The sequence below is a fragment of the Vibrio mangrovi genome (genome assembly GCF_024346955.1).
In the GTDB taxonomy this organism is placed as follows: domain Bacteria; phylum Pseudomonadota; class Gammaproteobacteria; order Enterobacterales; family Vibrionaceae; genus Vibrio; species Vibrio mangrovi.
Genome location: NZ_AP024884.1, coordinates 1,058,177 through 1,081,565, shown reverse-complemented (window position 1 = coordinate 1,081,565; position 23,389 = coordinate 1,058,177). Strand labels below are relative to the sequence as shown.

Annotated in this window: 23 protein-coding genes; 12 read left to right on the top strand and 11 right to left on the bottom strand. The window is 45.5% G+C overall.

Annotated elements, in window-relative coordinates; genetic code table 11:
• Positions 1-7: 7 nt before the first annotated feature.
• Entirely contained in the window at positions 8-1,006 is a 999-nt protein-coding gene (gene astE, locus OCU74_RS20820; protein ID WP_087482581.1) for a succinylglutamate desuccinylase, read from the top strand.
• A 153-nt stretch (positions 1,007-1,159) separates the two neighbouring features.
• On the opposite strand, the gene OCU74_RS20815 is transcribed toward astE, so the two are convergent.
• Positions 1,160-2,122 carry a hypothetical protein gene (locus OCU74_RS20815; RefSeq protein ID WP_087482580.1) on the bottom strand — a complete coding sequence of 321 codons (963 nt, stop codon included), beginning with the start codon at positions 2,120-2,122 and terminating at the stop codon, positions 1,160-1,162.
• A 589-nt stretch (positions 2,123-2,711) separates the two neighbouring features.
• Here OCU74_RS20815 and OCU74_RS20810 point away from each other — a divergent pair.
• The 10 genes from OCU74_RS20810 (at position 2,712) to OCU74_RS20765 (ending at position 13,563) form a co-directional block, all read left to right on the top strand.
• Positions 2,712-3,869, top strand: a complete 1,158-nt coding sequence (locus tag OCU74_RS20810; protein ID WP_087482579.1) for a hypothetical protein — start codon at positions 2,712-2,714, stop codon at positions 3,867-3,869.
• A gap of 68 nt (positions 3,870-3,937) precedes the next feature.
• Complete coding sequence (locus OCU74_RS20805) at positions 3,938-5,794, top strand: arylsulfatase (protein ID WP_087482578.1); 1,857 nt, start codon at positions 3,938-3,940, stop codon at positions 5,792-5,794.
• Between the two features lie 198 nt (positions 5,795-5,992).
• Entirely contained in the window at positions 5,993-7,225 is a 1,233-nt protein-coding gene (locus OCU74_RS20800) for an anaerobic sulfatase maturase (protein WP_087482577.1), read from the top strand.
• A gap of 92 nt (positions 7,226-7,317) precedes the next feature.
• Positions 7,318-7,890, top strand: a complete 573-nt coding sequence (locus OCU74_RS20795; RefSeq protein WP_087482576.1) for a sigma-70 family RNA polymerase sigma factor — start codon at positions 7,318-7,320, stop codon at positions 7,888-7,890.
• A 237-nt stretch (positions 7,891-8,127) separates the two neighbouring features.
• Complete coding sequence (locus OCU74_RS20790; protein WP_087482575.1) at positions 8,128-9,177, top strand: permease; 1,050 nt, start codon at positions 8,128-8,130, stop codon at positions 9,175-9,177.
• A gap of 9 nt (positions 9,178-9,186) precedes the next feature.
• Entirely contained in the window at positions 9,187-9,420 is a 234-nt protein-coding gene (locus tag OCU74_RS20785; RefSeq protein WP_087482574.1) for a thioredoxin family protein, read from the top strand.
• 120 nt (positions 9,421-9,540) lie between these two features.
• Positions 9,541-9,762 carry a VF530 family protein gene (locus OCU74_RS20780; protein WP_087482573.1) on the top strand — a complete coding sequence of 74 codons (222 nt, stop codon included), beginning with the start codon at positions 9,541-9,543 and terminating at the stop codon, positions 9,760-9,762.
• Positions 9,763-10,449: 687 nt separating this feature from the next.
• Positions 10,450-11,445 carry a tripartite tricarboxylate transporter substrate binding protein gene (locus OCU74_RS20775; RefSeq protein WP_087482572.1) on the top strand — a complete coding sequence of 332 codons (996 nt, stop codon included), beginning with the start codon at positions 10,450-10,452 and terminating at the stop codon, positions 11,443-11,445.
• Between the two features lie 82 nt (positions 11,446-11,527).
• Positions 11,528-12,037, top strand: coding sequence for a tripartite tricarboxylate transporter TctB family protein (locus OCU74_RS20770; RefSeq protein WP_087482571.1), 510 nt, complete (start codon positions 11,528-11,530; stop codon positions 12,035-12,037).
• A 14-nt stretch (positions 12,038-12,051) separates the two neighbouring features.
• Positions 12,052-13,563: a tripartite tricarboxylate transporter permease gene (locus OCU74_RS20765; protein WP_087482570.1), complete on the top strand. Its 1,512-nt coding sequence runs from the start codon at positions 12,052-12,054 to the stop codon at positions 13,561-13,563.
• A 314-nt stretch (positions 13,564-13,877) separates the two neighbouring features.
• Here OCU74_RS20765 and OCU74_RS20760 read toward each other — a convergent pair whose 3' ends face one another.
• The 3 genes from OCU74_RS20760 to OCU74_RS20750 all read right to left on the bottom strand — a co-directional run bounded on the left by OCU74_RS20760 (position 13,878) and on the right by OCU74_RS20750 (position 15,721).
• Positions 13,878-14,375 (bottom strand): GNAT family N-acetyltransferase, encoded by a 498-nt coding sequence (locus tag OCU74_RS20760; RefSeq protein ID WP_087482569.1) that lies wholly within the window; start codon positions 14,373-14,375, stop codon positions 13,878-13,880.
• 68 nt (positions 14,376-14,443) lie between these two features.
• A complete protein-coding gene (locus tag OCU74_RS20755; protein ID WP_087482568.1) occupies positions 14,444-14,917 on the bottom strand; it encodes a hypothetical protein in 474 nt (157 codons plus the stop codon).
• A 102-nt stretch (positions 14,918-15,019) separates the two neighbouring features.
• Positions 15,020-15,721, bottom strand: coding sequence for a hypothetical protein (locus tag OCU74_RS20750; protein ID WP_143693296.1), 702 nt, complete (start codon positions 15,719-15,721; stop codon positions 15,020-15,022).
• 168 nt (positions 15,722-15,889) lie between these two features.
• On the opposite strand from OCU74_RS20750, the gene OCU74_RS20745 reads away from it, so the two are divergent.
• Positions 15,890-16,129, top strand: a complete 240-nt coding sequence (locus OCU74_RS20745; RefSeq protein ID WP_087482566.1) for an RNA recognition motif domain-containing protein — start codon at positions 15,890-15,892, stop codon at positions 16,127-16,129.
• 100 nt (positions 16,130-16,229) lie between these two features.
• On the opposite strand, the gene OCU74_RS20740 is transcribed toward OCU74_RS20745, so the two are convergent.
• The 7 genes from OCU74_RS20740 to OCU74_RS20710 form a co-directional block, all read right to left on the bottom strand.
• Positions 16,230-18,095, bottom strand: a complete 1,866-nt coding sequence (locus tag OCU74_RS20740) for a bifunctional sugar phosphate isomerase/epimerase/4-hydroxyphenylpyruvate dioxygenase family protein (protein WP_087482565.1) — start codon at positions 18,093-18,095, stop codon at positions 16,230-16,232.
• A gap of 23 nt (positions 18,096-18,118) precedes the next feature.
• A complete protein-coding gene (locus OCU74_RS20735) occupies positions 18,119-18,949 on the bottom strand; it encodes a shikimate dehydrogenase family protein (RefSeq protein WP_087482564.1) in 831 nt (276 codons plus the stop codon).
• Between the two features lie 570 nt (positions 18,950-19,519).
• A complete protein-coding gene (locus OCU74_RS20730) occupies positions 19,520-20,359 on the bottom strand; it encodes a class III extradiol dioxygenase family protein (RefSeq protein ID WP_087482563.1) in 840 nt (279 codons plus the stop codon).
• A complete protein-coding gene (locus OCU74_RS20725) occupies positions 20,352-20,708 on the bottom strand; it encodes a protocatechuate 3,4-dioxygenase (RefSeq protein WP_087482562.1) in 357 nt (118 codons plus the stop codon). The genes OCU74_RS20730 and OCU74_RS20725 overlap by 8 nt, the downstream gene beginning before the upstream one ends.
• Positions 20,709-20,710: 2 nt before the next feature.
• Positions 20,711-21,589 carry an amidohydrolase family protein gene (locus OCU74_RS20720; RefSeq protein WP_087482561.1) on the bottom strand — a complete coding sequence of 293 codons (879 nt, stop codon included), beginning with the start codon at positions 21,587-21,589 and terminating at the stop codon, positions 20,711-20,713.
• A gap of 53 nt (positions 21,590-21,642) precedes the next feature.
• Positions 21,643-22,716, bottom strand: a complete 1,074-nt coding sequence (locus OCU74_RS20715) for a 4-oxalomesaconate tautomerase (protein ID WP_087482560.1) — start codon at positions 22,714-22,716, stop codon at positions 21,643-21,645.
• Complete coding sequence (locus OCU74_RS20710; protein WP_087482559.1) at positions 22,709-23,386, bottom strand: 4-carboxy-4-hydroxy-2-oxoadipate aldolase/oxaloacetate decarboxylase; 678 nt, start codon at positions 23,384-23,386, stop codon at positions 22,709-22,711. Before OCU74_RS20710 ends, OCU74_RS20715 begins: the two co-directional genes overlap by 8 nt.
• Positions 23,387-23,389: the final 3 nt, after the last annotated feature.

The following is a 23,389-nucleotide window of genomic DNA, read 5'->3' as shown; positions in this document are numbered from 1 at the left end:
AGGAAAAATGAAGGATTTTCTTCAGACGACGTTACAGGGACAGACACCAGAAGCGACATCCGGTGACAATGCAAATTTAATCTGGCGATGGCTGACTGATGGCGTACTGCTGTTGGAGCCGAAGATCGCATCAGGAATAACCGGTGAAATCAAAAGTGTGCTGATGTCGGCCGGAGTGCATGGCAACGAAACAGCGCCGATCGAAATTTTATCACGTCATGTCAACCGACTGCTGGCCGGAGAAATGCCACTGGCTGTCCGGTTGCTGGTGGTGTTGGGAAACCCGAAAGCCATCCGGGCCGGAGTGCGTTATCAGACGATCGACCTGAACCGGTTGTTCAACGGTCATCACCGGGATTATCCGGTTTGTGATGAGACAACGCGGGCGGTTGAGCTGGAAAATATCGTTGAAGATTTTTTTGCCGATGTCGGGCAGGAACGGTTCCATTTTGATCTGCACACGGCGATTCGGGAGTCTTTCCATATTCGTTTCGGACTGCTACCGCAAAAGAGGCTGGCTTCCGATGATTTCCTTCAGGGACTAATCGGTATGGGACTGGAAGCCTTGGTGATCAATCCGATTCCCGGCGGGACATTCAGCTATTATACCCATGCGGTGATGCAGGTGCAGAGCTGCACTTTAGAACTGGGAAAAGCCCGGCCGTTCGGTGAGAATGATCTGACTCAGTTTGCGGCGGCGGATAAGGCTCTTGGATGCTTTATTCGCGGGGAAACTTTCTCTGCCGATATGCTGGCACCGATTAAGGTGTATCAGGTTGCACGTGAGTTGAAAAAGCTCTCAGACGATTTTCATTTTATCGATGTCAGTGACGATGCCAAGAATTTCACCAGCTTTGCTCAGGGAGCTTTGATCGCACAGGATGGTGATGTTACTTATCGGGTTGAACGTGCGAATGAATGGCTGATTTTCCCCAATGCCGGAGTAAAAAGTGGTCTGCGGGCCGGACTGATGCTGGCCGAAGCGGATCTGGATGCACTGATGTAGGTCAGGGGCAGAGAAACCGATATCACGGGTTTTGGAAACTGCTGCACTATTCAGAAAATATCATCAGATCGACGTACATTTAAAACAGCAACTCATAAAGCGGGCTGGATTTTCCACCCGCTTCTTATTTATGGTTATGTGCTCTGTTTACCGCTATTCGCTGTCTGAAGATTTAGGATGTTGTTCGGCCCAATCAAGTACGGCTTTCATCCGGTTGGCCTGATTCATGGGAAGTTTATGTTCATCGTGATCTTTCCAGATGATTTTGTCCGGATCAAACTGCCCTGTCTGTTTTCCAAACTCTGCAAATTTATACATCGACTCTATTGTGGGGTGGTAATGCCCTGAATGGGCGATAACTGTTTTCAGCTCATTCTGTTTGTTAAAGATGAGTTTCCCGGCACTGACAACATTTCCCCCCTGTTTGAACGAACTGTGTTGGGTTCTTTTCCGGACATTATCTTCAACCGTACTCATTTTGGGAGTCGCGTAAGTCTGTTGATTTTGTATGGAACTCAATGAATTACTTCTGACAAAAATGATAGCTTTCTTTGCTTTTCCCGGAGCGACGTTCGTGCCATCAAGATTAGTAATCTGTGGCAGATGACCATGGTTAAGTGTCACTTTTTGTGCAGATGCATCCTGCATATAGCGTACAGTTTTGTTCGAATTCGGATAAAAATGAGGTTCAGGTAGTTCTGAATGGTATCGGGCACCCAGTTTTAGATCGGCGTGTTTCATGGCAAAAGATTCTCTTCTGTCCAGATAGATCCGGGCTGCCGCATCAAAATGCTTGTCGATTAAAGCCTTTTGAGCCTCTGTCATCTTTTCGGTTTTGGCGGGAATGGGGTGTTCAAACTGGTTTTTTACCACCTCATATTTATCCTGATAAGACATGCTGGTTGACTCATCGGCTTTTCCTGTCAGCTCTGTGCGGCAAAGTAGAAAATTCTTTGCTGCTGTGAAAAATGGCGTTGTTGAATGGTTCGGAGTGTGATCGATTTGCACCGGCAGATGACGTCCCTGAACTGCGAGTTGTCCCTGAGGTTGAACTGGGTGTGGATCTCCTGCAGGGAGAGTTTTGGGCTGAAGGGCATTTGCTTGATTAATATTCAATGTATTTCTCTCTGACGATTAGACGTTTATTACGGATAAGTGACTGGCATATCTGCATTTGTCACTTTATGGCAGGTGGTGAGTGGCCGATATGGGTTTTGAGTTCCCGCTCCAATGTCTGGTAATATAATGAAAGTCGCAATCGATTACAGAATGTGATTTGAATCGGTATTTTTCAGGGTTTATGCGATAAATAACTGAGGTGCGTCACAGTTGATAATTTAGTTAATTGAACATAAATAGGACAAGAGTTAGTCTCAACAGTAACAGATATTGGATTGTTACCGCTTTTGCGGGCAAGACCTGACATGTTTTATTAGTGCATTATTATGCCATTAAAACAGTCAGGTTTTTTTATATATAAAATTTATTTCGTCGGGATTGTTACCACATGCAGGGCAAAACCCGGGAGTGTCCAGATTATTTTAAACTGGATGTCCCGGGTTTTTTTGTACCTGAAATGCAAGAAATTATCCTAGACTGAATTAACGTAGTTTTTATTTTTATCAATAGCAGTGTGAAGTGAAAGATAAATCATATGGCAGTGTGGTTTACCGATCTGAAATAGTATATCTATAAGGAAAAGACGATGGACAAGAAGAAACTGGTTGTACTTGTATCCCTATTATTAACTTCCGGAGCATACGCAAAAAGTCCGACGACCAATTGGGACTCCGACGTTGTTGAAAACTACCTCTCTGCAAACAAAGGCAGTGAAATTTCTAAAATTTCCGATGTGGAAAATGGCTCGCGCTGGTATGCCACTGTGAGACTGAAAGGAAACATGCAGCACTCATATGAAGAGCAGGGCAAACTTGACCGGGACAATGGTTACCTACAAGGAAACCTCAGATTACGTGGCAAAACGATGCTCACGGATGATATCGGTTTTATCGGTGATTTCTGGCTGAAAGTTCAGGAAAATTACAGAAAAACCGACGGTCAGACAACCAACGAATTCAATGGTGCGCTGGAAGATACGGTCAAATGGGAACAGTTCAGAACCGGTTTTGAATCAGATCGTTTTGGTGCGCTGATGCTGGCGAAGCATACGGCAACCTGGGGAATCTTTGTCACAGATATTGGTGTTCAGGGACTTTATGATACTCAGGGCGACGCCGGTGCGAAAAATTCCAACAAGATTATTTATAAACACCAACTGGATAATAATATATTTATTAATGCCAGTTACGATACCGAATCCGATATTGTTGGCATGGATTTAGGTTATCAGACTGCGGATATTTATGCTTATATGCCAGATTCATACGGTGTTTATTTCTCTGTTCATAACGGGCAACCGATGTTAGAAAACGGAGATGGTACTTATATTATCGGTAACGTAGATACGAGCAGTAATATTGAATCCGATACCGGACGCAACAGACATTCTGAAAGTTTGTATACCTATTCTGTAGAAGGTTATAAACAGTTTGGAATGAAACATAAAATCGCAGCCAATATGGCCTATTCTAAAAAAGCAGCAGGTGAATCTGCGGCAGATATTGAAGAAGCTGGCTTTGCGACTGAAGGTTTGGGGTGGTCGGCCACAGCAACTTATCAGATGTTCCCGGATAATTTCGTCGGTTTCTCGCCTATTGTGACCGTTTCACAAGATGAATTCGGTTCAACGCTGGCTCCGGAATTACAATACTTCATCAAACCGTACATGAGAGTGTGGGTTGCGCATGTGATGAATTCGAGTGGTCAGGATGTGACAAAACTGGAATTCCAGTTCGATTTCTAAGTTGCTTCCGGCTCACTGAATCCACTCTTTGGGTTAGTTAATATAGAACGTGATGTAAAGGATAAATTATGCAATTAAGCAAACTAAGGAAACGGGTATCCGGCGCTTTGGGAAACCGCTCCAGTCATCAGGACGGAAAGTCTGAGACGACTGCGGGAATCAACGCTGTTGCCAAAAAACACCTTCTCAACGTATTTTCGATCGCCGCTGTGACTTCTGCTTTATCTGTGTCCGGTTTTGTCGATGCGGCACAGGCACAGACCCATAATTCACAGCAGCCGAATGTCATCATGATTCTGCTTGATGATATTGGTTTCTCCGATTTGGGAGCGTTTGGTTCGGAAGTTAAAACGCCGAATATCGATGCGCTGGCGGCTTCTGGTCTGCGTTATAACCGCTTTGATACCAACGCTATCTGTGCTCCGACCCGGGCTTCGCTGATTACGGGACGGAATGCTCAGACTGTGCATATGGAAGATTTGCCACCGAAACATATGCCGGGAATCAAAGAAGCACCAGGACCTGATGCCAGTGTTCCTCTGGGATCCGGGCCGGCAAACAGCGGTGAGCTGCCAACCAATGCGCAAACCGTAGCTGAAGCCTTCCGTGCTGCCGGTTATGAGACATTTGCTTTGGGTAAATGGCATCTGGCTCCTGAATACAGCAAAGGAAATGAAGAACGGAACCATCAGTTCTGGCCGTTGAAAAAAGGTTTTGACTACTACTATGGCTTTATTAGTGGTCATACCGATCAGTGGCATCCGGACTTGATTGAAAACAACAAGGAAATTCCGACACCACAAATGCCGGGCTATCACCTGTCTGTTGATTTGACGGACCATGCGATTCATTTAATGGATCAAAATGATCCTCAGCCTAAGTTCTTATATTTTGCGATGGGTGCTGCGCATGCGCCGCTCCATGTGCCTAAATCCTATATCGAAGCTTATAAAGGCAAGTACGATATGGGTTGGGACAAACTACGCCAGCAGCGTTTCGAACGTCAGAAAAAAATGGGTATTATCCCGGCTGATACTAAACTGCCTGCGCGTGAGAAAGGCGATTTGGCCTGGGATTCTTTAGATGACCAGCATAAACGGGTGTTTGCTCGCTTTATGGAAACTTACGCCGGATTCCTGACTCATACGGATGAGCAGATTGGTCGTCTGGTGAAACACCTGAAAGAAACCGGTCAGTATGACAATACGCTGATTGTGTTCGCAACAGATAACGGTGCGGCTTCTGAAGGTTCCCAGAAAGGCGGTTTCTACCATGCTTATATGGATAAAACCACCGTTGCTGAAATGGATGCCAATCTGGATAAAGCCGGTGGTCCGGAAACTTATATGCTGTATCAGCGTCCATGGGCATGGGCCGGAGCAACACCATTCCGCCGTTATAAACTATGGCCTTTCGCCGGTGGAGTGAGAACACCGTTGATCGTATCCTGGCCTGGTCATATTAAAGATGAAGGTGCAATTCGTCATCAATATGTACAGTTGGTGGATTTAGCGCCAACCATGCTGGAAGCCGCAGGAACGAAGTTTGCAAAATCTGTCGATGGCGTTAAACAGATCCCGGTTGCCGGTAAATCTATTCTGCCGACATTTACCAACAAGCATGCCAAAACCCGTAATGTTCAGTACTTTGAATTGCGTGGTCAGCGAGCGATTACACAAGGTAAGTGGAAAGCAGTTGCAATGCATAAAATCGGAACCGATTTTGCTGATGATCAGTGGGAACTGTTCGATACTCAGGCTGATTTCTCCGAGTCAACCAATGTTGCTGACAAGTATCCGAAGAAACTGGCTGAGATGAAAAAGCTATGGTGGGAAGAAGCGAAAAAGTATAGTGATCCGGCATATATTAAGCCGTGGGATCTTCTGTACCACTTCAACCACATGGAAGATGCATTTCCCGATTAAACAATCACACATGATGTTGTGATGTTCATAAAGGCAGGTTACTGGGAAATTTGTTTCAGTAACCTGCGTTTTTAATTCTTCGGGAGTCTGGTGCAGAACTCATCCGGATGATGTCTAACCGTGTCTGCATCAGAAAATACCAAAACTCAGAATATAAAAAATATAAAATCCAATGTGTCGCAATCAGGAGAGCAGTAGATGAACCAGCGAGTAGAAAACTTCCAGTTGATGGCAAAACCGTCCGGATCCGTATGTAATATAGACTGTTCTTACTGCTTCTATCTGGAGAAAGAACATCTGTATCCAGAACGAAAAAGCCATTGGAAAATGGATGATGAAACCCTCGAAAACTATATCCGCCAGAATATTCAGTCTCAGCGTTCGGATGTGGTTGATATCGTGTGGCAGGGTGGAGAACCTACAATGCTGGGGATTGATTTCTACCGCAAAGCGATTGCATTGCAGAACCAGTATAAAGGCAACAAGCAAATTAATAATTATTTGCAGACCAATGGCATCAATATTAATGACGAATGGGCTGCTTTTCTGAAAGAGCACAACTTTCTGGTTGGTCTTTCCATTGACGGTGACCGTATCAGTAATGATGCGCACCGCCATACCCGGGCCGGGAAAAGCACTTTTGACGATGTGATGAAAGGACTGGATGCACTCAAAAAACATAAAGTGGAATTTAATACGCTCACGGTAGTCAATGCCGAAAACGTTAAAAGGCCGATGGATGTTTATAACTTCCTGAAAAGAATCGGCAGCCGCTATATGCAGTTTATTCCACTGGTTGAGCGTCGCGCAAATCAGCCCGATGAGAATGGCCTGACACTGATTCAGCCTGATTTTTCCGGTCAGAGTGAAGTGACCGAATGGTCAGCTCCGGCAAAAGAATACGGCCGGTTTTTAAATACTATATTTGACCACTGGATACAGAATGATATTGGCTCCGTCTTTGTGATGAATTTTGAGCAGACTCTGACCAAATTGACCGGGCAGGCTAGTGGTTGTGTTATCAATGAAACCTGTGGGCGGAATCTGGTGATCGAATCTAATGGCGATGTCTATTCCTGCGATCATTTTGTCTATCCCGAGCATAAACTGGGCAATATCAATGAACAGGAGATGCTGGATTTAGTCAACCTGCCACAGAATATTGAATTTGGGCAGCAGAAGCTGACCAACCTTAGTTCAGACTGCCGGAACTGTATCGTTAAACCGGTCTGTAATGGCGGCTGTCCAAAGCATCGTTTCCTGATTTCCAGCGATGGTAAACCCAATAAGAACTATTTCTGTGATGGTTACTTTATTCATCTAAGCCATGCGTTTCCCGTCATGCACAGAATATTAAAGTTACTGCATGAGAAAGCCTCTTACAGCAAAATGAAGAAATTGATTAAAAAAGAGTTTTATCAGGCCCGATAATCGTATGGTTCGGGTAGTCAGCTGTTGCTTCAGCGGCTATCTTAGTGAATATAGCCCAGAATGATGAACTGATTACATAAGATATAAATACGATGCCCAATCCTAGTAAATCTTCAGCAGTGCCGTGTTTGATTGAAACATGGCATCTCTCCGAATCCGATATTTATTACTGGCTCCTGAAGCAGAGCGGGGACGCCGATCTGAGCTTTGACCTGCTTCAGGATACGTTTCTGCGCGCCTTACAACAGGAAAAAAAGTTTTGTGATATCCATAACCAGCGCGCCTGGTTGTACCGGGTTGCCCATAATCTGCTAATGGATGAAAAGAGAAAATCCGGAAAGTTGCTGGTTTCTTCTGCGGATGAGAATGAAATCGCTTCCGTACATGAGGAACAACCTGCCGTTGACAGTCTGGCGCAGTGCCTGCCGAAAGCACTGGAAAAATTAAGTCCGCCGGACAGAGAAGTGATCCGGCAGTGCGATTTGAGAGGACAGACTCAACAAGCATTTGCTGCCGATAACGGGCTGACGCTGGTGGCAACCAAATCCCGGATACAGCGAGCCCGCAGAAAGCTCAAAGCCGTATTACAAAAGCAGTGCCATATCCGGTTCGACTCTCAGCAGCGTGTCTGCTGCTTCTACGCGGATGACGAGAATAATCACTAACACTGTTGTTGTGAGGAGCAAATCCGTACGTTTGACGACTCTCTGAAAAATATCCGCCACCTCATTGAAAAAAACTGCATCCTTCGCGCCCTTGGTTCGTCTTACTGATAAACACAGGATGCATGGCGTACATAAACCGTCATGAAGACTATTAATTGTCGTAAGAACGATTGTTATCACAAGGACAAGTGTTATCACAAGAACGATTCGTTGTTACGAAAACAATGAGGCGCACAGATGTTTGAGGTTTTTACCTATCTTGCCGACTGGATGACATACCGGTTATTCACGTTGCAAAGCGGGACAAAGTTAGCAGACGCAGTCCATTTTTTTATCGAAGATACCAGCAAAATCATGGTGCTGTTGGTCGTCATGATTTATGTCATTGCACTGTTCCGTGCGGCATTGAATGTCGAGAAGGTCCGCGATTATTTAGCCGGGAAAAGGCGGTTGTTCGGCTACTTCACCGGCAGCTTCTTTGGTGTGATCACTCCGTTTTGTTCCTGTTCCAGCATTCCTGTTTTTCTTGGTTTTACCTCTGCCGGAATTCCTCTGGGAATCACCATGGCATTTCTAATCACTTCACCACTGATTAATGAAGTCGCTATCTTACTTTTATTCAGTTTACTGGGCTGGAAATTTACCGTGATGTATATCGTCATCGGCATGCTGATCGGTGTATTCAGTGGCTGGTTTCTGGACCGTATCGGTGCCGAACGCTGGTTACAGCCATTTGTGGCGAAGGCTATGTCTAACGCAGCAAATAAGCCTAAAGCAAAAAATCAGCCGAATACAAAAGATAATTCGGATGTGGAGCAACATTCCCACCCGCTTCCCGACGATTCCATTGACAGTGGAATGACACTGGCGGAACGCCATGTGTTTGCAAAAACTGAGATGAAGGAAATTGTCGGCAGAGTCTGGAAATGGGTCTTGATTGGTGTCGGTATCGGTGCGGGTTTACACGGTTTTGTGCCTGATGGCTGGATTCAGGCACATCTAGGTGCAGGGCAGTGGTGGACTGTCCCTGCATCGGTTCTGATGGGAATTCCGCTCTACTCTAACGCGACGGGAGTCATTCCCATTATGGAAAGTTTACTGAAAAACGGCTTACCCATCGGGACGACTCTGGCATTTTGCATGAGTACGGTTGCTGCGAGTATGCCTGAGTTTGTAATGCTCAAACAGGTGATGCAGTGGCGGTTATTAGGGCTGCTGCTGGTACTGTTACTGACAGCATTTACCCTGATGGGATGGATATTTAACTTACCTTACTGGAATTTTTAGGAGAAGCAGATGAAAGTATTTAAAGTATTGGGTTCTGGCTGTGCCAATTGCGTGAACACTGCCCGGCTGATCGAGGAACTTGCACAAGAGCAGGGGGTTGATGTGACGGTTGAGAAAGTCACCGACTTAGAAACCATTATGCTCTATGGTGTGATGTCGACGCCCGGTGTGGTGATGGATGAACAGGTTGTCCATTCGGGAGGTGTGCCAAAGGCTGAAACCGTGCTTTCGTGGCTGAAGTGACTGAGACCTGAATGCTGGTTGGGTTCTATGTAGGGCTTTCACTTGGCGAAAACTGCAAATAGCCAGGCTTATTCTGGTAAACTCTGTCTTTAAATTCAGGTACTGTAGGAACTTCCGGAAATGAGTCAGGAACAGCCCAATAACCCACTTCACGGTCTGACGTTAGAAAAGATCCTTGTGCGTTTACAAGAACATTATGGTTGGGAAGGTTTAGATGCAGAAATTCAAATCAACTGTTTCTACAATAACCCATCGATTAAATCGTCATTAAAGTTTTTGCGCAGAACTCAATGGGCAAGAGAGAAGGTCGAAGCATTGTATATTGAAACGTTCTGCAAATAAGGAAATTTGCAGAACAAACGGATATGGCGTCAATAGTTAAATTAATTTTTAGAAAGATAACTATTTCACATGGCGCCGTTTCTGAGCATCGGATTCAGAGTAACAACCGTTTATCATCTGACACTGGTCATCATGGCTGAATAGGCCAAAATGTTGTCAGGAGGCATCATCATGCTGACCTTTGGTCAATAGCCGGTCACATCTGACAGACGAAGTATCGTTTTCATCAGTCCCGGTATCCACCGATCCTACCCGGTAAACCCACAGGCTCATCCACCCGATATGATAAATGATTCACTTTAATTTATATCCAAGTTCACACTTTTCACCTCGGACTGCTCTTGATAATGAAAGCAATATTAGTATCAACTCCTTGATTTTGTATAACTAAAAATAATTTTTGTACATCCGTTATCATTCAATGTTATTTTTAACGACCTGATTAGCTTCAGCCCCCTTTCTTATCGCGTTCAAATTTTGAATACACATAAACAAAATTGAATTCGATTTGAATAGGTAGTCTGCTTATTATCTAAGGGTGGAATTTAAGGTCTCTTGTTTGATATGGTCAACGACAACACAATAAGACTGTACAGATGAGGGTAATGTTGAGGATGCCGATTGCACCGCAAGGTGGAGTACCAATCCCTCATTATTGTAAAGCGCAACATCAAAATGGAAGAGAACATGAAGAACTCAATTAAACTGCTACTTGGCACATTATGTCTGAGCTCATCGATGGCATATGCTGCTTACCCGGAGAAGGACATTCAGGGGATTATTCAATGGTCTGCTGGTGGTGCAACCGATACGGTCATGCGTTCAGTCACACCAAAAGCTGAAGAAGTACTTGGCGGTGATTTCATCCTGACCAACCGTCCCGGCGGTGTTGGTGTGATTGCGACCAAATACGTCTATGCGAAAAAGAATGATGGTTACACGGTTCTCATGGGCGCAGAAAACCCACAGCTCTATAAAGTCATGGGATTAGCAAATATCGACTACAGCGATTTGGTGCCAATCAATGTACTGGCTCAGGCAGCATCGATCTTTGTGGTACGCAGCGATGCACCATACAACAACATCAAAGAATTTGTCGATTACGTGCAGGCACACCCGAGAGAAGTGAAAGTCGGTTCAACTGGCCCTGGCGGTCTTCCTTCCATCATGATGGCACTGCTCAACTCACAGGCAAAGCTTGATGTAAAAACGATTCCATATAATGGCGACGGCCCGGCAATCACAGCGCTTTTAGGTGGTGCGATTGATATGGAGCCAGCGACATTTAGTGCCGCAAAAGAGTACATCAAATCTGGCCAGCTAAAAGTGATCGGTTTGCTGGACAAAACAGCAAATGCTGATCTGCCGGACGTGAAACCAATTACTGCATACTACCCGGATCTCGCGCCTCAGCTCCCTTACAGCCCATTTTTTGGCGTGTTTGTGAAAGAAGGAACCCCTCAGGAAGCTATCGAAAAGCTGACTCACGCTTTCAATGTTGCAGCTGACTCAGCAGAATTCCGCAATATACTGAAACAGCGTGGACTCTCCGTGCTTAACCTGACCGGTGATGCTGCGAAGCAATACCTGAACCGTTTCCGTTCAGTTGCGTCATGGTTAGTGTATGAAAATGGTATTGCTAAACATTCTCCTGAAGAATTTGATATACCTCGTGCACAATAAATAAAAATAGTTATATCCAGAAAATAGTGGCAGATGTGTCTGCCACTATTTTATCTGGACTCTCGAATAAAAGGTGTAAAATATGCAGACCCAAGAATCTAAAGTACCTGGAGAAACCGTATTTGGTTTATTGATGGTCGGTGTAAGTATATTTTTATTATGGCAAGCCTATAAAATTTCAGGATTCAGCACATTAAGTTCGGCAGGGGTTTTCCCGATGAGTGCTGCATTTATCATGTTGGTTTTTTCTTGTGTTACCGTCGTTAATAATTATGGGAAAAATAAGACAAAATTCACTTTTTCAGCATTTAAAAAGCAAGTTATTCCCAATCTTGTTTCATTCATGATTGCGCTCGTTATTACTTATTCTGTTCTCTTAGAAAGTATTGGGTTTTTAATTACTTCGCTTGTGTTCTTGATCGTGTCTATATCTGTTCTGTATAAGAACGGTATGGTCAGAACGCTATTTATTTCTCTTTTATCTATCTTCGTGATATATGCGATATTTCGTCTGGCTTTTTCTGTTGTCTTACCGGAAGGAATTGTTCCTGAAGGAGAGATCTTAGCTTATATCGCTCACTGGTTTGCATAATTTAGGAAGTCATCATGCTCGACGTTATTCAAAATTTTGCGATATCCTGGGTTTCTCCTCAGCTGTTATTTTTAACTGCATTAGGCACGTTTTTAGGTGTTTATATCGGAGCGATTCCCGGGTTATCAGTCACTATGGCTGTATCTATTCTTATCTCATTTACTTTTTCGTGGGATATCAACAATGCGTTATGTCTGATGGTTGGTGTGTTTATGGGCGGAGTTTATGGCGGTTCTCGTACCGCGATCTTGCTCAATATCCCTGGCGCACCTTCCGCGATTGCGACAGCCCTTGATGGTTATCCTATGGCGCAGAAAGGCGAAGCTGGCCGGGCAATTGGACTATCAACCGTGATGTCGGTTATCGGTGGTTTTGTCGGCATCATTGTACTGGTTGTTGCAGCCCCGGTAGTCAGCCAGTTTGCCATTAAGTTTCAGCCGCGTGATTATCTGATGTTGGGTATGCTTGGCATTATGCTAATCAGTTCTTTATCTCAGGGGAGTTTTGCCAAAGGGATGTTCACCGGAGCTTTAGGAATTCTGGTTGGCACTGTTGGTCTGGATTCACTGACTGCTGAAGAGCGTTTTACTTTTGGTATTGTCGAATTATGGAATGGAATCAGCCCTGTTGCCGTAATGATCGGGATGTTTGGTGTCTCTGAAGCACTCAATCAACTCCATCATATGGATAAAGCATCAGTGAAGCAGAAGCTGACAAAAATCATCCCGGAGTGGGCCGATGTCCGGCGTTATCTTCCTTTGAGCTTACAGAGCTCTCTGCTTGGCGTGACGATCGGTGCTTTGCCCGGTACTGGCGGTGATATTGCAGCGCTGATGGCGTATGACCATGCGAAACGGACCACCAAAAATCCTGAAGTTCCTTTTGGTCAGGGTGCCAGAGAAGGATTAATCGCGCCCGAAGCGGCAAATAATGCGGCAGTCGGCGGGGCATATATTCCGATGCTGACTCTCGGTATTCCCGGTGATGCTGTGACAGCGGTATTTATTGGCGCGTTGTATATTCATGGCTTAAATCCCGGTCCTCTACTGCTGGTTGAGAACCCAACAATTTTCTGGTTTACCGTGGGCAATCTGGTGCTGGCTAATATTTTTGTTTTAATCTTCGGCCTGACGGGAATTCGTATTTTTACCAAGCTGGTGAGTTGTCCGAAAGGGATATTAATTCCTCTGATTATGATCTTGTCGATCGTGGGTTCGTATGCGATTACCAATTCGATTACGGATGTCTGGTGGGCGTTAGGTTTCGGTATCGTGGGTTACTTTTTCAAAGTCTATAATTACCCGGTTGCCCCGGTTATTCTTGGTGTGATACTGAGTGATCTGATGGATCAAAACTGGCGCCGGGCATTATTATCTGAAGATGATAATTTATATGCTGTAATTGCGAGCATCTTCACGAGTCCGATCTCAATCGTTCTATTTGTATCGATCACACTGATTTATCTGTCTAATACACCATTCTGGCCAAAAATTAAGTCATGTGTATTGAGAAAGAGCTATGCCTGATTTCCATCATTAAAATAGTCCTTGCAATCGTTCGAAATGAAACAGGTCAGGCCTGAATAAGCCTGACCTGTTTTGTTTTCTGTCCTTAATCCTTCTTCCATGAGGATAACCAGCTTCAACGGAATAACCCTTGATCGAGAACCAGACTGGCGGCTTCGAGTTTAAATTCTGCTGAAAAGGAGCAACGTTGTTTTGTCATAGAACTCTTTTTCTGTGATGGTGATTTTTCTATCTGAAATGGTGTCCGGGATTATTAAACCACTATAATTTGAACTAAATCCGCCAAGCGTTGGTAGTCCCTCTTGAACCGCTTGTTAACTGGCTGTCTCGAAGTGTATAAAGAACATTAGAAGATCGACATCATTCGCTTTTGACAACCTGTAATCTTCACCTACGATACTCGAAACAGCAGATTTCCAGAAACTTAGTGCACCGGAGTTTTCCAGAAGAACTCGAATTTGCCATTTACCAGGAAAAGCTTTAACGATTTGCGCCAAAATGTCCGTACCCACGCCCTGACCTTTGAACTTGCGAAGAACAAAAAATTGAGCAATGTCGTATAATGTTAAGTCACTAGGATATCGACGAATTAGTACAAACCCTGCAAGTTCATTATTCACCTTTATAAAATACGGAATATGGTCGTCTAGCTCCCAATAAGGGTTGAACTTTGAAACATCGTAGCCCCCAAACGTACCATCTTTATCCGGATTCCATTTCATATACTCTGACATGTCGTATACGTAATAGCAGAACAAATTTTCAAGCACGTGCCGTTCTTCTCGTTTTATTTTTACTAGCTGAACTTCCATTTCTCTCCTTGCCAGTTAACGCCCGCGTAATAGGCGCGAGCTAGCGAGCGTCCTAATTGACGCGTTTGTTAGCCTTCACTTTCGTAACGGCTAAGCCAATATTTTACATTTTTATCATTATAATCATACCATTGAGTACAAATGGCATATTCGTAACCATCACTAATAAAACCAAACTTCCATGTCCATCTATTTACCCCATCAGCTGATTTTACTAAATTGCTTTTATCTTCCTGTCGAGCCCCCACCGGAAGCCGAACTAACAAAGGGAAATTGATTCCAAACGTTTCCTTTGAATACGAAGCGTCACATAGCTCATGCAATTTAGATGGTGTAAGCTTTGAAGCTACCCGTGATATACGTTCTTGTATTTCTCTATTTGAAAAAAGACGACCATTTTGAGGCGTACGATCTTTAGCTGGTTCAAAACTAGCTCCGTGCTCCAGAATTAACCTGGCAATAACAGAATCAGGTGATTCAAAAGGTTCTGCCAACTTTGCTAGCTCACTATACGTTGAATCACTTATTTCAATATTTCTCATGTCAAATAATCCCTCTCGATCATAGCTGCATAAGTAATATTAGTACGGTATGTTATTGCTGCGGACTTTAGTGATGGCTAACGCCTCAAGAAGGGGCGCCGGTTATGGCGTCCCGCTGCTTGATTTGTTAGAAATGTTACCGCGATATTTAGTAAGAACGCCGTCTGTATACTGAAATATAACCCCTGGCTTTTCAGAGAGTATATCTAGGCGGCCTAGAGTCAACTTTAATGGCAGTTCAGTTTGAACCATATTTGAAGCTGAAACTTTTACTTTGAGATCGTGGGTTAAAGTCACAGACATTGGGATAACACCAGAAACGCCATCTTTAAAGGTAACATCTACGGCCAAATCAACATGGTTCTCTGTGTACCCATAAAGATCATTATCAAGATGTATCTTTTGACCGGGATTAATACTTTCTACCTTTATCTGGTGAGAAACCATATCAATACCATTATTGTTAAATACTAGATGGGGCTCAATTTTGACCCCCTGGGAAACTAGCGCTAAATTCCGAGCACTTTCTAAATATATGCTCACATTCTTTGCTTCAGTATCTCCTGAGTTAATTATCTGAAGGCCTAAAGGGAAGATTTCTGTCCATTCTGCCCTTTGTGATTTAACTTCAGGGGCAATTGTTATTTCATTTGTACCAGTTAAAGCAAAAACTACCTCTATCTTTGGCCCATCAGGTTTTATTGCAAACTCATAGATGGCGATTGCAGAAACGACGAAAGCTGCAACAGCGGCAAGTATTCCCACTGTCTTTTTTACTAGTGATTCATTTTCCTGATCATTCAAAGTGATATTCTTCCTGAGATTTCTAACGCCCGCGTAAAGCGCGCGAGGTACGAGCGTCGCCTTTGACGCGCTTGTTATGTGCAAAATTTCCAGTTCAACGACGTATTTACTTGGCTTGTTACCACTTAACTGACACACTTGGCCAGTATTCTATATAAGGCAATCATTATGAAACTTCTAGTTCGCAATTTAGAGCGAAAAACGACTGAACATGAAATCCGCGTTCTGTTCTCAACTTACGGTACGGTCACAGAATGTAACTTAGTATTAGACCAGGAAACGGGCCTGTCAAAAGGCTTCGCATTTATTGAAATGCCTGACGAGAAAGAAGCAAAAGCAGCTGTTGAAAACCTAAATCTATCAACTGTGGCCAAAAGCAAAATCAGAGTTAAGTTCGCTCAGAACTAACTATGAGCCAGTAAACCTTCACTAAGCGTTTCAAAGCCACCGCGTAGAGCAGGTGGCTTGTTACATTGTCGGGAACAGAAAGAGAATGGAGCGGGTGGGTTTAGCGCTGTTTGGCGGTTTCTCTGGCCTGAGAAGCCAGACGAATGTGAGCGTTGATCTCTCCGTAATTACCGTAGTCGCCTATCCGTTGCAGCACTTCGAAGAAAACACCGTTAATCTCGCGGGTATAGAAGTGCAGGAACTGACCGTCAGCATTCTCATCATAAAGTAGATTGAACTGCTTCAGGCGGGCAAGAAATGCTTCATCCAACTGGCAACGGGCTTCAAGGTCCCGGTAGTAGTTGTCCGGAATCTCTAATACATAGCTTTTATCAACCTGATCGGCTGCGGCAAAAATGTCATCACATGCAAACGCAATCTGTTGTACGCCTGCGCCGTTGGTATGTTTTAAGAAACGCTGTGAGGAAGCGTCACTCGCCATCGACATATTGATCGGGATGCGAACTTTATGGGTTGAATTGGAAGCAACCCGGCTCACGACCAAACCGTAGACATCAGGTAAATCCTGAGTGGGTGTAATATCAAAATCAAACAGAGAGCGATAATGGAAAGACGTGTGCAGATAATCTGCCGGAGCGACGGTCTGACCCAAATGGTCAATCGCTTTTAATCCCAGATTCCGTTGCGACGGCTGATCGGCATCAGGCTGAGCGAGTTTAGCAAAATCAATGTCATAAAATTTATAGTTGTCCTGATTTTCGACAAAGTAGATTAAGCTGTCACCAACCCCGCGAATCGCCGGAATATTGAGCTCTCCGGGGCCGGTCTGGTTCTGAAACTGGCTGCAACGGTAGTAATCCAGTTTACTGAGCAGTTCGCTGATACGATTGACGGCAAAGCCCAGTGCACATATTGAAGCGCCATGCTTTTCAAAGTGCTGATGAGCCTGACTTTCCGGCTCGCGGTTCAGTACGATATTGATATCGCCCTGACGCATCAGTGTAATGTCTTTTGACTTGTGGCGATGGGTTTCCTGAAAGCCGAGCGCCTGAAACAGATTGACGAACTGTTCACCGGCTTCGCCACCGGATGCCACTTCAACAAACTCAATGTTTTCAACACTGGGAACCTCTGTTTTCTCATCGCAAAGAGGCAGCTCTGATTGTTCTTCCAGCCATAATAGCGAACGCATTCCATCGACCGCTTTTTCATAGGGTGATGAAGCGCGGAACTCATCATTGAAAATCTCATGAGAAAGGTAGCCCTGAAATCCTTTTTCACGCAGGCAACGAGCAAAGTCGACGACCGGCAAGTCACCCTGACCGGGGAAACAGCGGAAATGACGGCTGAAGTAGAGCGAATCCATCTGCAAGCGAGGCGCGTCGGCGACCTGTACGAGTGATATTTTATCGAGTGGGATCTCGTCGCGCAGCAGATCAAGCGTATTGCCACGAACAAACATATGAAAGGTATCAAGGACAATACCAAGCTGATCGTGATCGGCCTGTTTTACGATTTCCCATGCCTGATTATAATCTTTCGTATGAATGCCCCAGGCGAGTGCTTCATAACTGATATGGAAGCCTTCTTTGTTTGCCAGTTCGGCTAATTCATAGAGATCATGCGCCGCCCGTGCCGGATCATTGATGGTGAAAGGAGAAACGTTCGAACAGACCATCAGATTTTTGGTGCCGAGTTCATGCATCAGCTCAAATTTCTTTTGCGCCCGGTAAAAGTTCTTGCTGCGCAGCGCATCCGGCATTGCTTCAAAGTCCCGGAATGGCTGAAGTGCAATGATTTCCAGATTGAGCGATTCAGCCAACTGGCGCACCTGAACCGGACTCATTGCCGATTGAGTGAGGTCATTCTCAAAAATCTCAATCCCATCGAAACCAGCCTGAGCTGCGGCGTTAAATTTATCTTCGAGCGTTCCTGAGATGCTGACTGTCGCAATAGAACGTTTCATATCTTTCCCCTAATTCATTTTTTTTATTTTCCGGTTTCGGCGAAGTAGCTGCGTACTACTTCAGGATCAACCTTCACTCCGGTGAAAAATTCAAATGCATCAATGCCTTGATACAAGAACAGTTCAAACCCGGTGATGAGTGTCAGTCCTGCGGCTTGCGCATCGGTGAGAAACTGAGTCATCACCGGCGTGTAAACCGCATCAAATGCCCAGCTTTGTGAACCTAATAATTCGGCAGGGAAGAGCGAACCCGGCATGGTATAGTGACCAATCGGTGTAGCATTGACTAAGCCATCGCACTGTCTGGCACAGGCATCGATATCCTGTTTTTCCACGATAGAGGCAGAAATACCCGCGCCAGTGAGTGCATGAAGCAGGGTGGTCTGGCTATCGGCTGATTCGTCGTAAAGGTAGATATGTTCTGCATCACAACGCGCCAGCCCGAAAGCGATCGCACGGCCGACGCCGCCGGTTCCTTTTAACAGCACTTTACCGGCACTTTTCCCTTCAAGGCCGGTTTGCAATGCCCGGGCGAATCCGGTGCAGTCAGTGTTGGTGCCTTTGATCTGATCTTCATTCAGCACAACGGTGTTCAATGCGCCCAGAGTCGGATCGGTGTGCTCTCTTTGTTCGATGAGATCCCACGCCCAGACTTTATACGGGAAAGTGACATTGACGCCCCGGTAACCCTGTTCTTTCAGCTCCGCCAGTTTGTCTTCCAAAGCCTGATGACCATCCAGCTCGATATCGAAATAATCATAGGTTGCGCCGAGGTTGTAATACTCGCCTAAGTATTCATGTAATTTTTTTGACTGACTTTTTTGAATACGTTGTCCTACCAGACCTAATTTCATTGTTCTACTCCTTATCAGGTTACGGTGTAACCCAATTTAAACTTGTTGTTTACCGGTTTGCTATTTTCTATGTTTGAAGTCGGGGTAATCAAGCTGCCCGTCTTTTATAAAAGCACCAGAAATTTTGAATCAACCAAACAAGAGATTATTCAAATTTAAGAACCCGATTTAACATAAAAAGAGAGGATGTAATCATGTAGTTACAAAACACACTCTCGTAAAAGGTCTCCAGATATGTTGAGACTCTTTTGCAATGATGACACAGGATGACCGGATTAAATTCTTATTTACCCAGATATTTTCATCCGCAGACAAGCCTATGATTACAATTCACTACATCTGTATTTGTACCGTTGTATTTACACAGCTGAGCTAATGATGTAAACAAAAAGTTATATCTCATGTGAGCTAATAGTAACCCTTCTAGGTGGAATTGCTATTTGATTCATTCAACCAAGCTATTCATTTTTGATATAGGCAGAAATGCATTAGCCGGAATGAAAAAAAGCCAGGTATGAGAAAACCTGGCCAAGAGTTGGGTGAAAGCAGTAATTAAAGGAACAGAATAATTTATTCGTTCAGCAACAGTTGTAAACCTGCGCCTGTGTTAGAGATCGGAGCCACATAGTTGCGGTGGACTTCAGTGACATTCCCCAGCAGGCAACCGCGCATCGCAATCCACATGTTGAGCTCTACGCCCTGTGCTCCGGCGATTTCAATCAAATCGTCGTTTGTATACCGGGTTAATGCGACTGGGTCATCGACCAGTTTATCCATACATTCCAGATCAAAGTCGGTGTTAATAAAACCGGCGCGTTGCCCATCCAGTTGGTGAGATAATCCGCCTGTGCCCAGCACCACCACTTTCTGATCACCGGCGAACGATTCAACCGCGCGGCCAATCGACTGACCAAACGCATAACAACGTGATGGTTTCGGCATCGGATGACGTTCGCAGTTAATACAGACCGGAATAACTTTAATGTGCTGATACTGTTTATCCGGGTACATCAGAGAAAGCGGCACCGTTAAACCATGATCGACTTTGATTTCCTGACAGATAGCCGGGTCGAAATCATCTTCAATCAGAGTATTGGCAATGTGCCAGGAAAGCTCGGTTTCACCGGTGACCGTAGGGATGGTTGCAATTCCCCAGCCTTCATCGGCATTTTCATACACAGGTGCACAGCCGAGTGCAAAGGTTGGTTTTTTATCCAGAAACATTTCCAGACCATGATCGTTATAAAAAATGATCGCAATGTCGGGCTGCTCTTTATTCATCCAGTCGCGGACAGGTGGATAACCGGCGAAGAAATCACGCCAGTAGTCGGTGTCTTCTAAGCCGCGATCCATTGCCATGCCGATAGCAGGAATATGAGAGGAGGTAATTCCGCCGATGATTTTAGCCATGATGTTTTCCCCGTCCCTGACTATCTAAATATGCCTGAAATTCTGCTGTCGTCTGACCGGTTTGCAATCCGCCCACATCCTGAACGTTCAATCCGAGTAAACCGGCAAATTTCGCCAGATAATAGATGCTGCCGCCTTCTTTGAGCATGCCAAGAATATCACGCTGTAAAACCGCCGCTTTTTGTGCCTCGCTCAAACCAAACTTATCGCAGTATGCAGCTTCGTTACGCTTAAACGCTTCGCGCCCCTCTGCACCGTTAAACGAGTAACACATTTTGTTCAGAGGATAACCCCTGACGGACATCTGCCCATCAAATTTTATCGTTGCCAAATCGATATCATCGCTCATGTTCAGCACTCCTCTGGCCAATATAACCGTAATGGATTGGTGACTAGCAACTGCTGTTGCTTGTCGGCATCGGTTGCGATCAGCGGAATCACATCCACCAGTTTTCCGTCGTCCGGCATATGAGATTTCATATTCGGATGCGGCCAGTCTGTGCCCCACAATACCCGGTCCGGGAATTGATCAACCAGCGCTCTGGCAAAAGGAACGACATCGGAATAATCCGGTGCCGTCTGGGTCAGACGTTCCGGACAACTGACTTTGACCCAGATTTTATCGTTATTTTCCATGAAGGAAATCAGACGCCGGAAACCTTCGCTTTCCACACCCTGAGTAACATCCGGACGGCCCATATGGTCAATCACAATGGTGATATTCAGGTCATTCAGAAATGGAATTAAGTCCTCAAGATCCTGTGGCTCAAAATAAACCACAATATGCCAGCCCAGCGGTTTGATTTTATTGGCGATATCGATAAATACTTCCCGGGGAGTGCTGTCGACCAGACGCTTCACAAAGTTAAACCGCACGGCGCGGATTCCCGCTTTATCCATGGTCTGAAGCTCTTCTGTTGTGATGCTCTGATCTACCACTGCAACCCCCCGAGCCAGCGGGCCAGCGGTTTGCAGGGCATCGATTAATGCCGAGTTATCTGTGCTGTGACAAGAAGCCTGAACAATCACATTGCGTTGAAAACCCAGCTTGTCACGTAAAGCAAACAACGACTCTTTCGGCGCATCACAAGGGGTATATTTACGTTTGGGATGATACGGAAAACGTTCTGCCGGGCCAAAAACGTGGCAATGTGCGTCTACTGCACCTTCAGGAACCCTGAACTCAGGTTTTGAAGGATTTGGGTGATAGGGTAAGTAGTCCTTATCCATGATATGGGTTACCTTGTCGTTATTGGTTAACTGTTTTACTGCTGTCGTTATTGTTATATTTGTTGGTATTGATGCGGAAATACTGCACCGTCAAACAGCTTACGTGCTGTGCGCAATATCGCCGCTGACATCACTTCACCTTGCTCCGGGAGGGTAAGAATCACCGTCATTTCACCGATCGGGTGCTCAACGGAAAGCGATTTACTCTCACCCGATGGTATTTCAGCCAGACCTTCAGAGACCGAACCGGGCAGCACCAGAGCGGTGGCAACACTGACGGCGCCGAGAACCCCGATAGAAGCATGACAACGGTGCGGAATAAAAGTCCGGGTTGTAATGGCTCCGCCCTGAGTCGGCTCAGTAATCATGGTCATTTTCGGCACTGACTTTTTCGTCACATCACCCAGGTTCATCTTCGGTCCGGCCTGAAGACGAATCGACTCCAGTTTGTGTCTGAGTGACTCATTGGCTTCAAGTTCTTCCCGCGATTCTCTGCCGGTAATGCCCATGTCTTTAGCCCGCATGATCACCACCGGCATACCGTTGTCGATTAGTGTTACGTCAACCCCATCGATACAGTCTTTGACTGAACCCGTGGGAAGTAAAGCGCCACAACTTGAACCGGCAATGTCATTGAACTGAACTGCGACCGGTGCTGATGTTCCGGGAACGCCGTCAATTTTCGCCGCGCCCTGATAAGTCACTTGCTTAGCGGGTGTTTGTACTCTGGCTATGGCAGTTTGTCCGGTATTCTGCATGAAGATACGCACTGAGGTTGTGCCTTCTGCGGCCTCAACCAAACCACGTTCGATAGCAAATGGTCCGATACCGGCTAGAATGTTGCCGCAGTTCTGCGCATCCGTCACAAGCGCCTGATCGACAAAAACCTGCAAGAAGAGATAGTCGACATCCGCATCATCGCGCTGGGAAGGTTTCACCACCGCAACTTTTGATGTCAGCGGATCCGCGCCGCCAATCCCGTCGATCTGCCGCGCATCCGGCGAGCCCATAATTGAGAGTAACAGCGCATCGCGTTGCTCCGGGTCAGCGGGAAGATCAGCCGCTAAAAAGTAGGCGCCTTTTGAAGTGCCGCCTCTCATCCACATGCAGGGAATGCCATCAGACATATTTCAGCCCTTTTGCTTTTAGGCGCGGACGCATGTCGTAAATATCCAGACCTAACTCACCATTGGCTAAACGGACACGTTTGGCTTCTTCACGTTCAATGCGCTCTTGTGACAGTTGCAGTACTTCTGCTGCCCGTTCACGCCGGACAACAACCACACCATCATCGTCGGCGACGATCACATCTCCCGGATGAATCAGTGCATCAGCGCAGACTAAAGGCAGATTCACATTGCCTAAAGTCTCTTTAATTGTCCCCTGTGAATAAATGTGCTTAGACCAGACCGGGAAGTTCATCTGCCGCAGATCCCGGGTGTCGCGCACACCGCCGTCGATGATTAATCCCACCACACCGCGTGCCTGAGCTGAAGTCGCCAACAAATCGCCAAAAAAGCCGTGATTTGCCGGAGAACTGGGGGCGAAAACTAACATATCGCCGGCCTGAGCCTGCTCAATTGCAACATGCATCATCCAGTTATCACCGGCAGCGCCACTGATAGTCAGGGCCGAACCCGCGACACACACATCCATCTGAATCGGGCGCATATAATCCGCCAGCAAGCCACAGCGACCCTGCGCTTCGTGAATCGTCGCCACGCCGCATTGTGCTAATCCGTCAATGACTGCTTGCGGTGCGCGTTCAATATTTTGAACAACAACAGTTTCGGTCATATT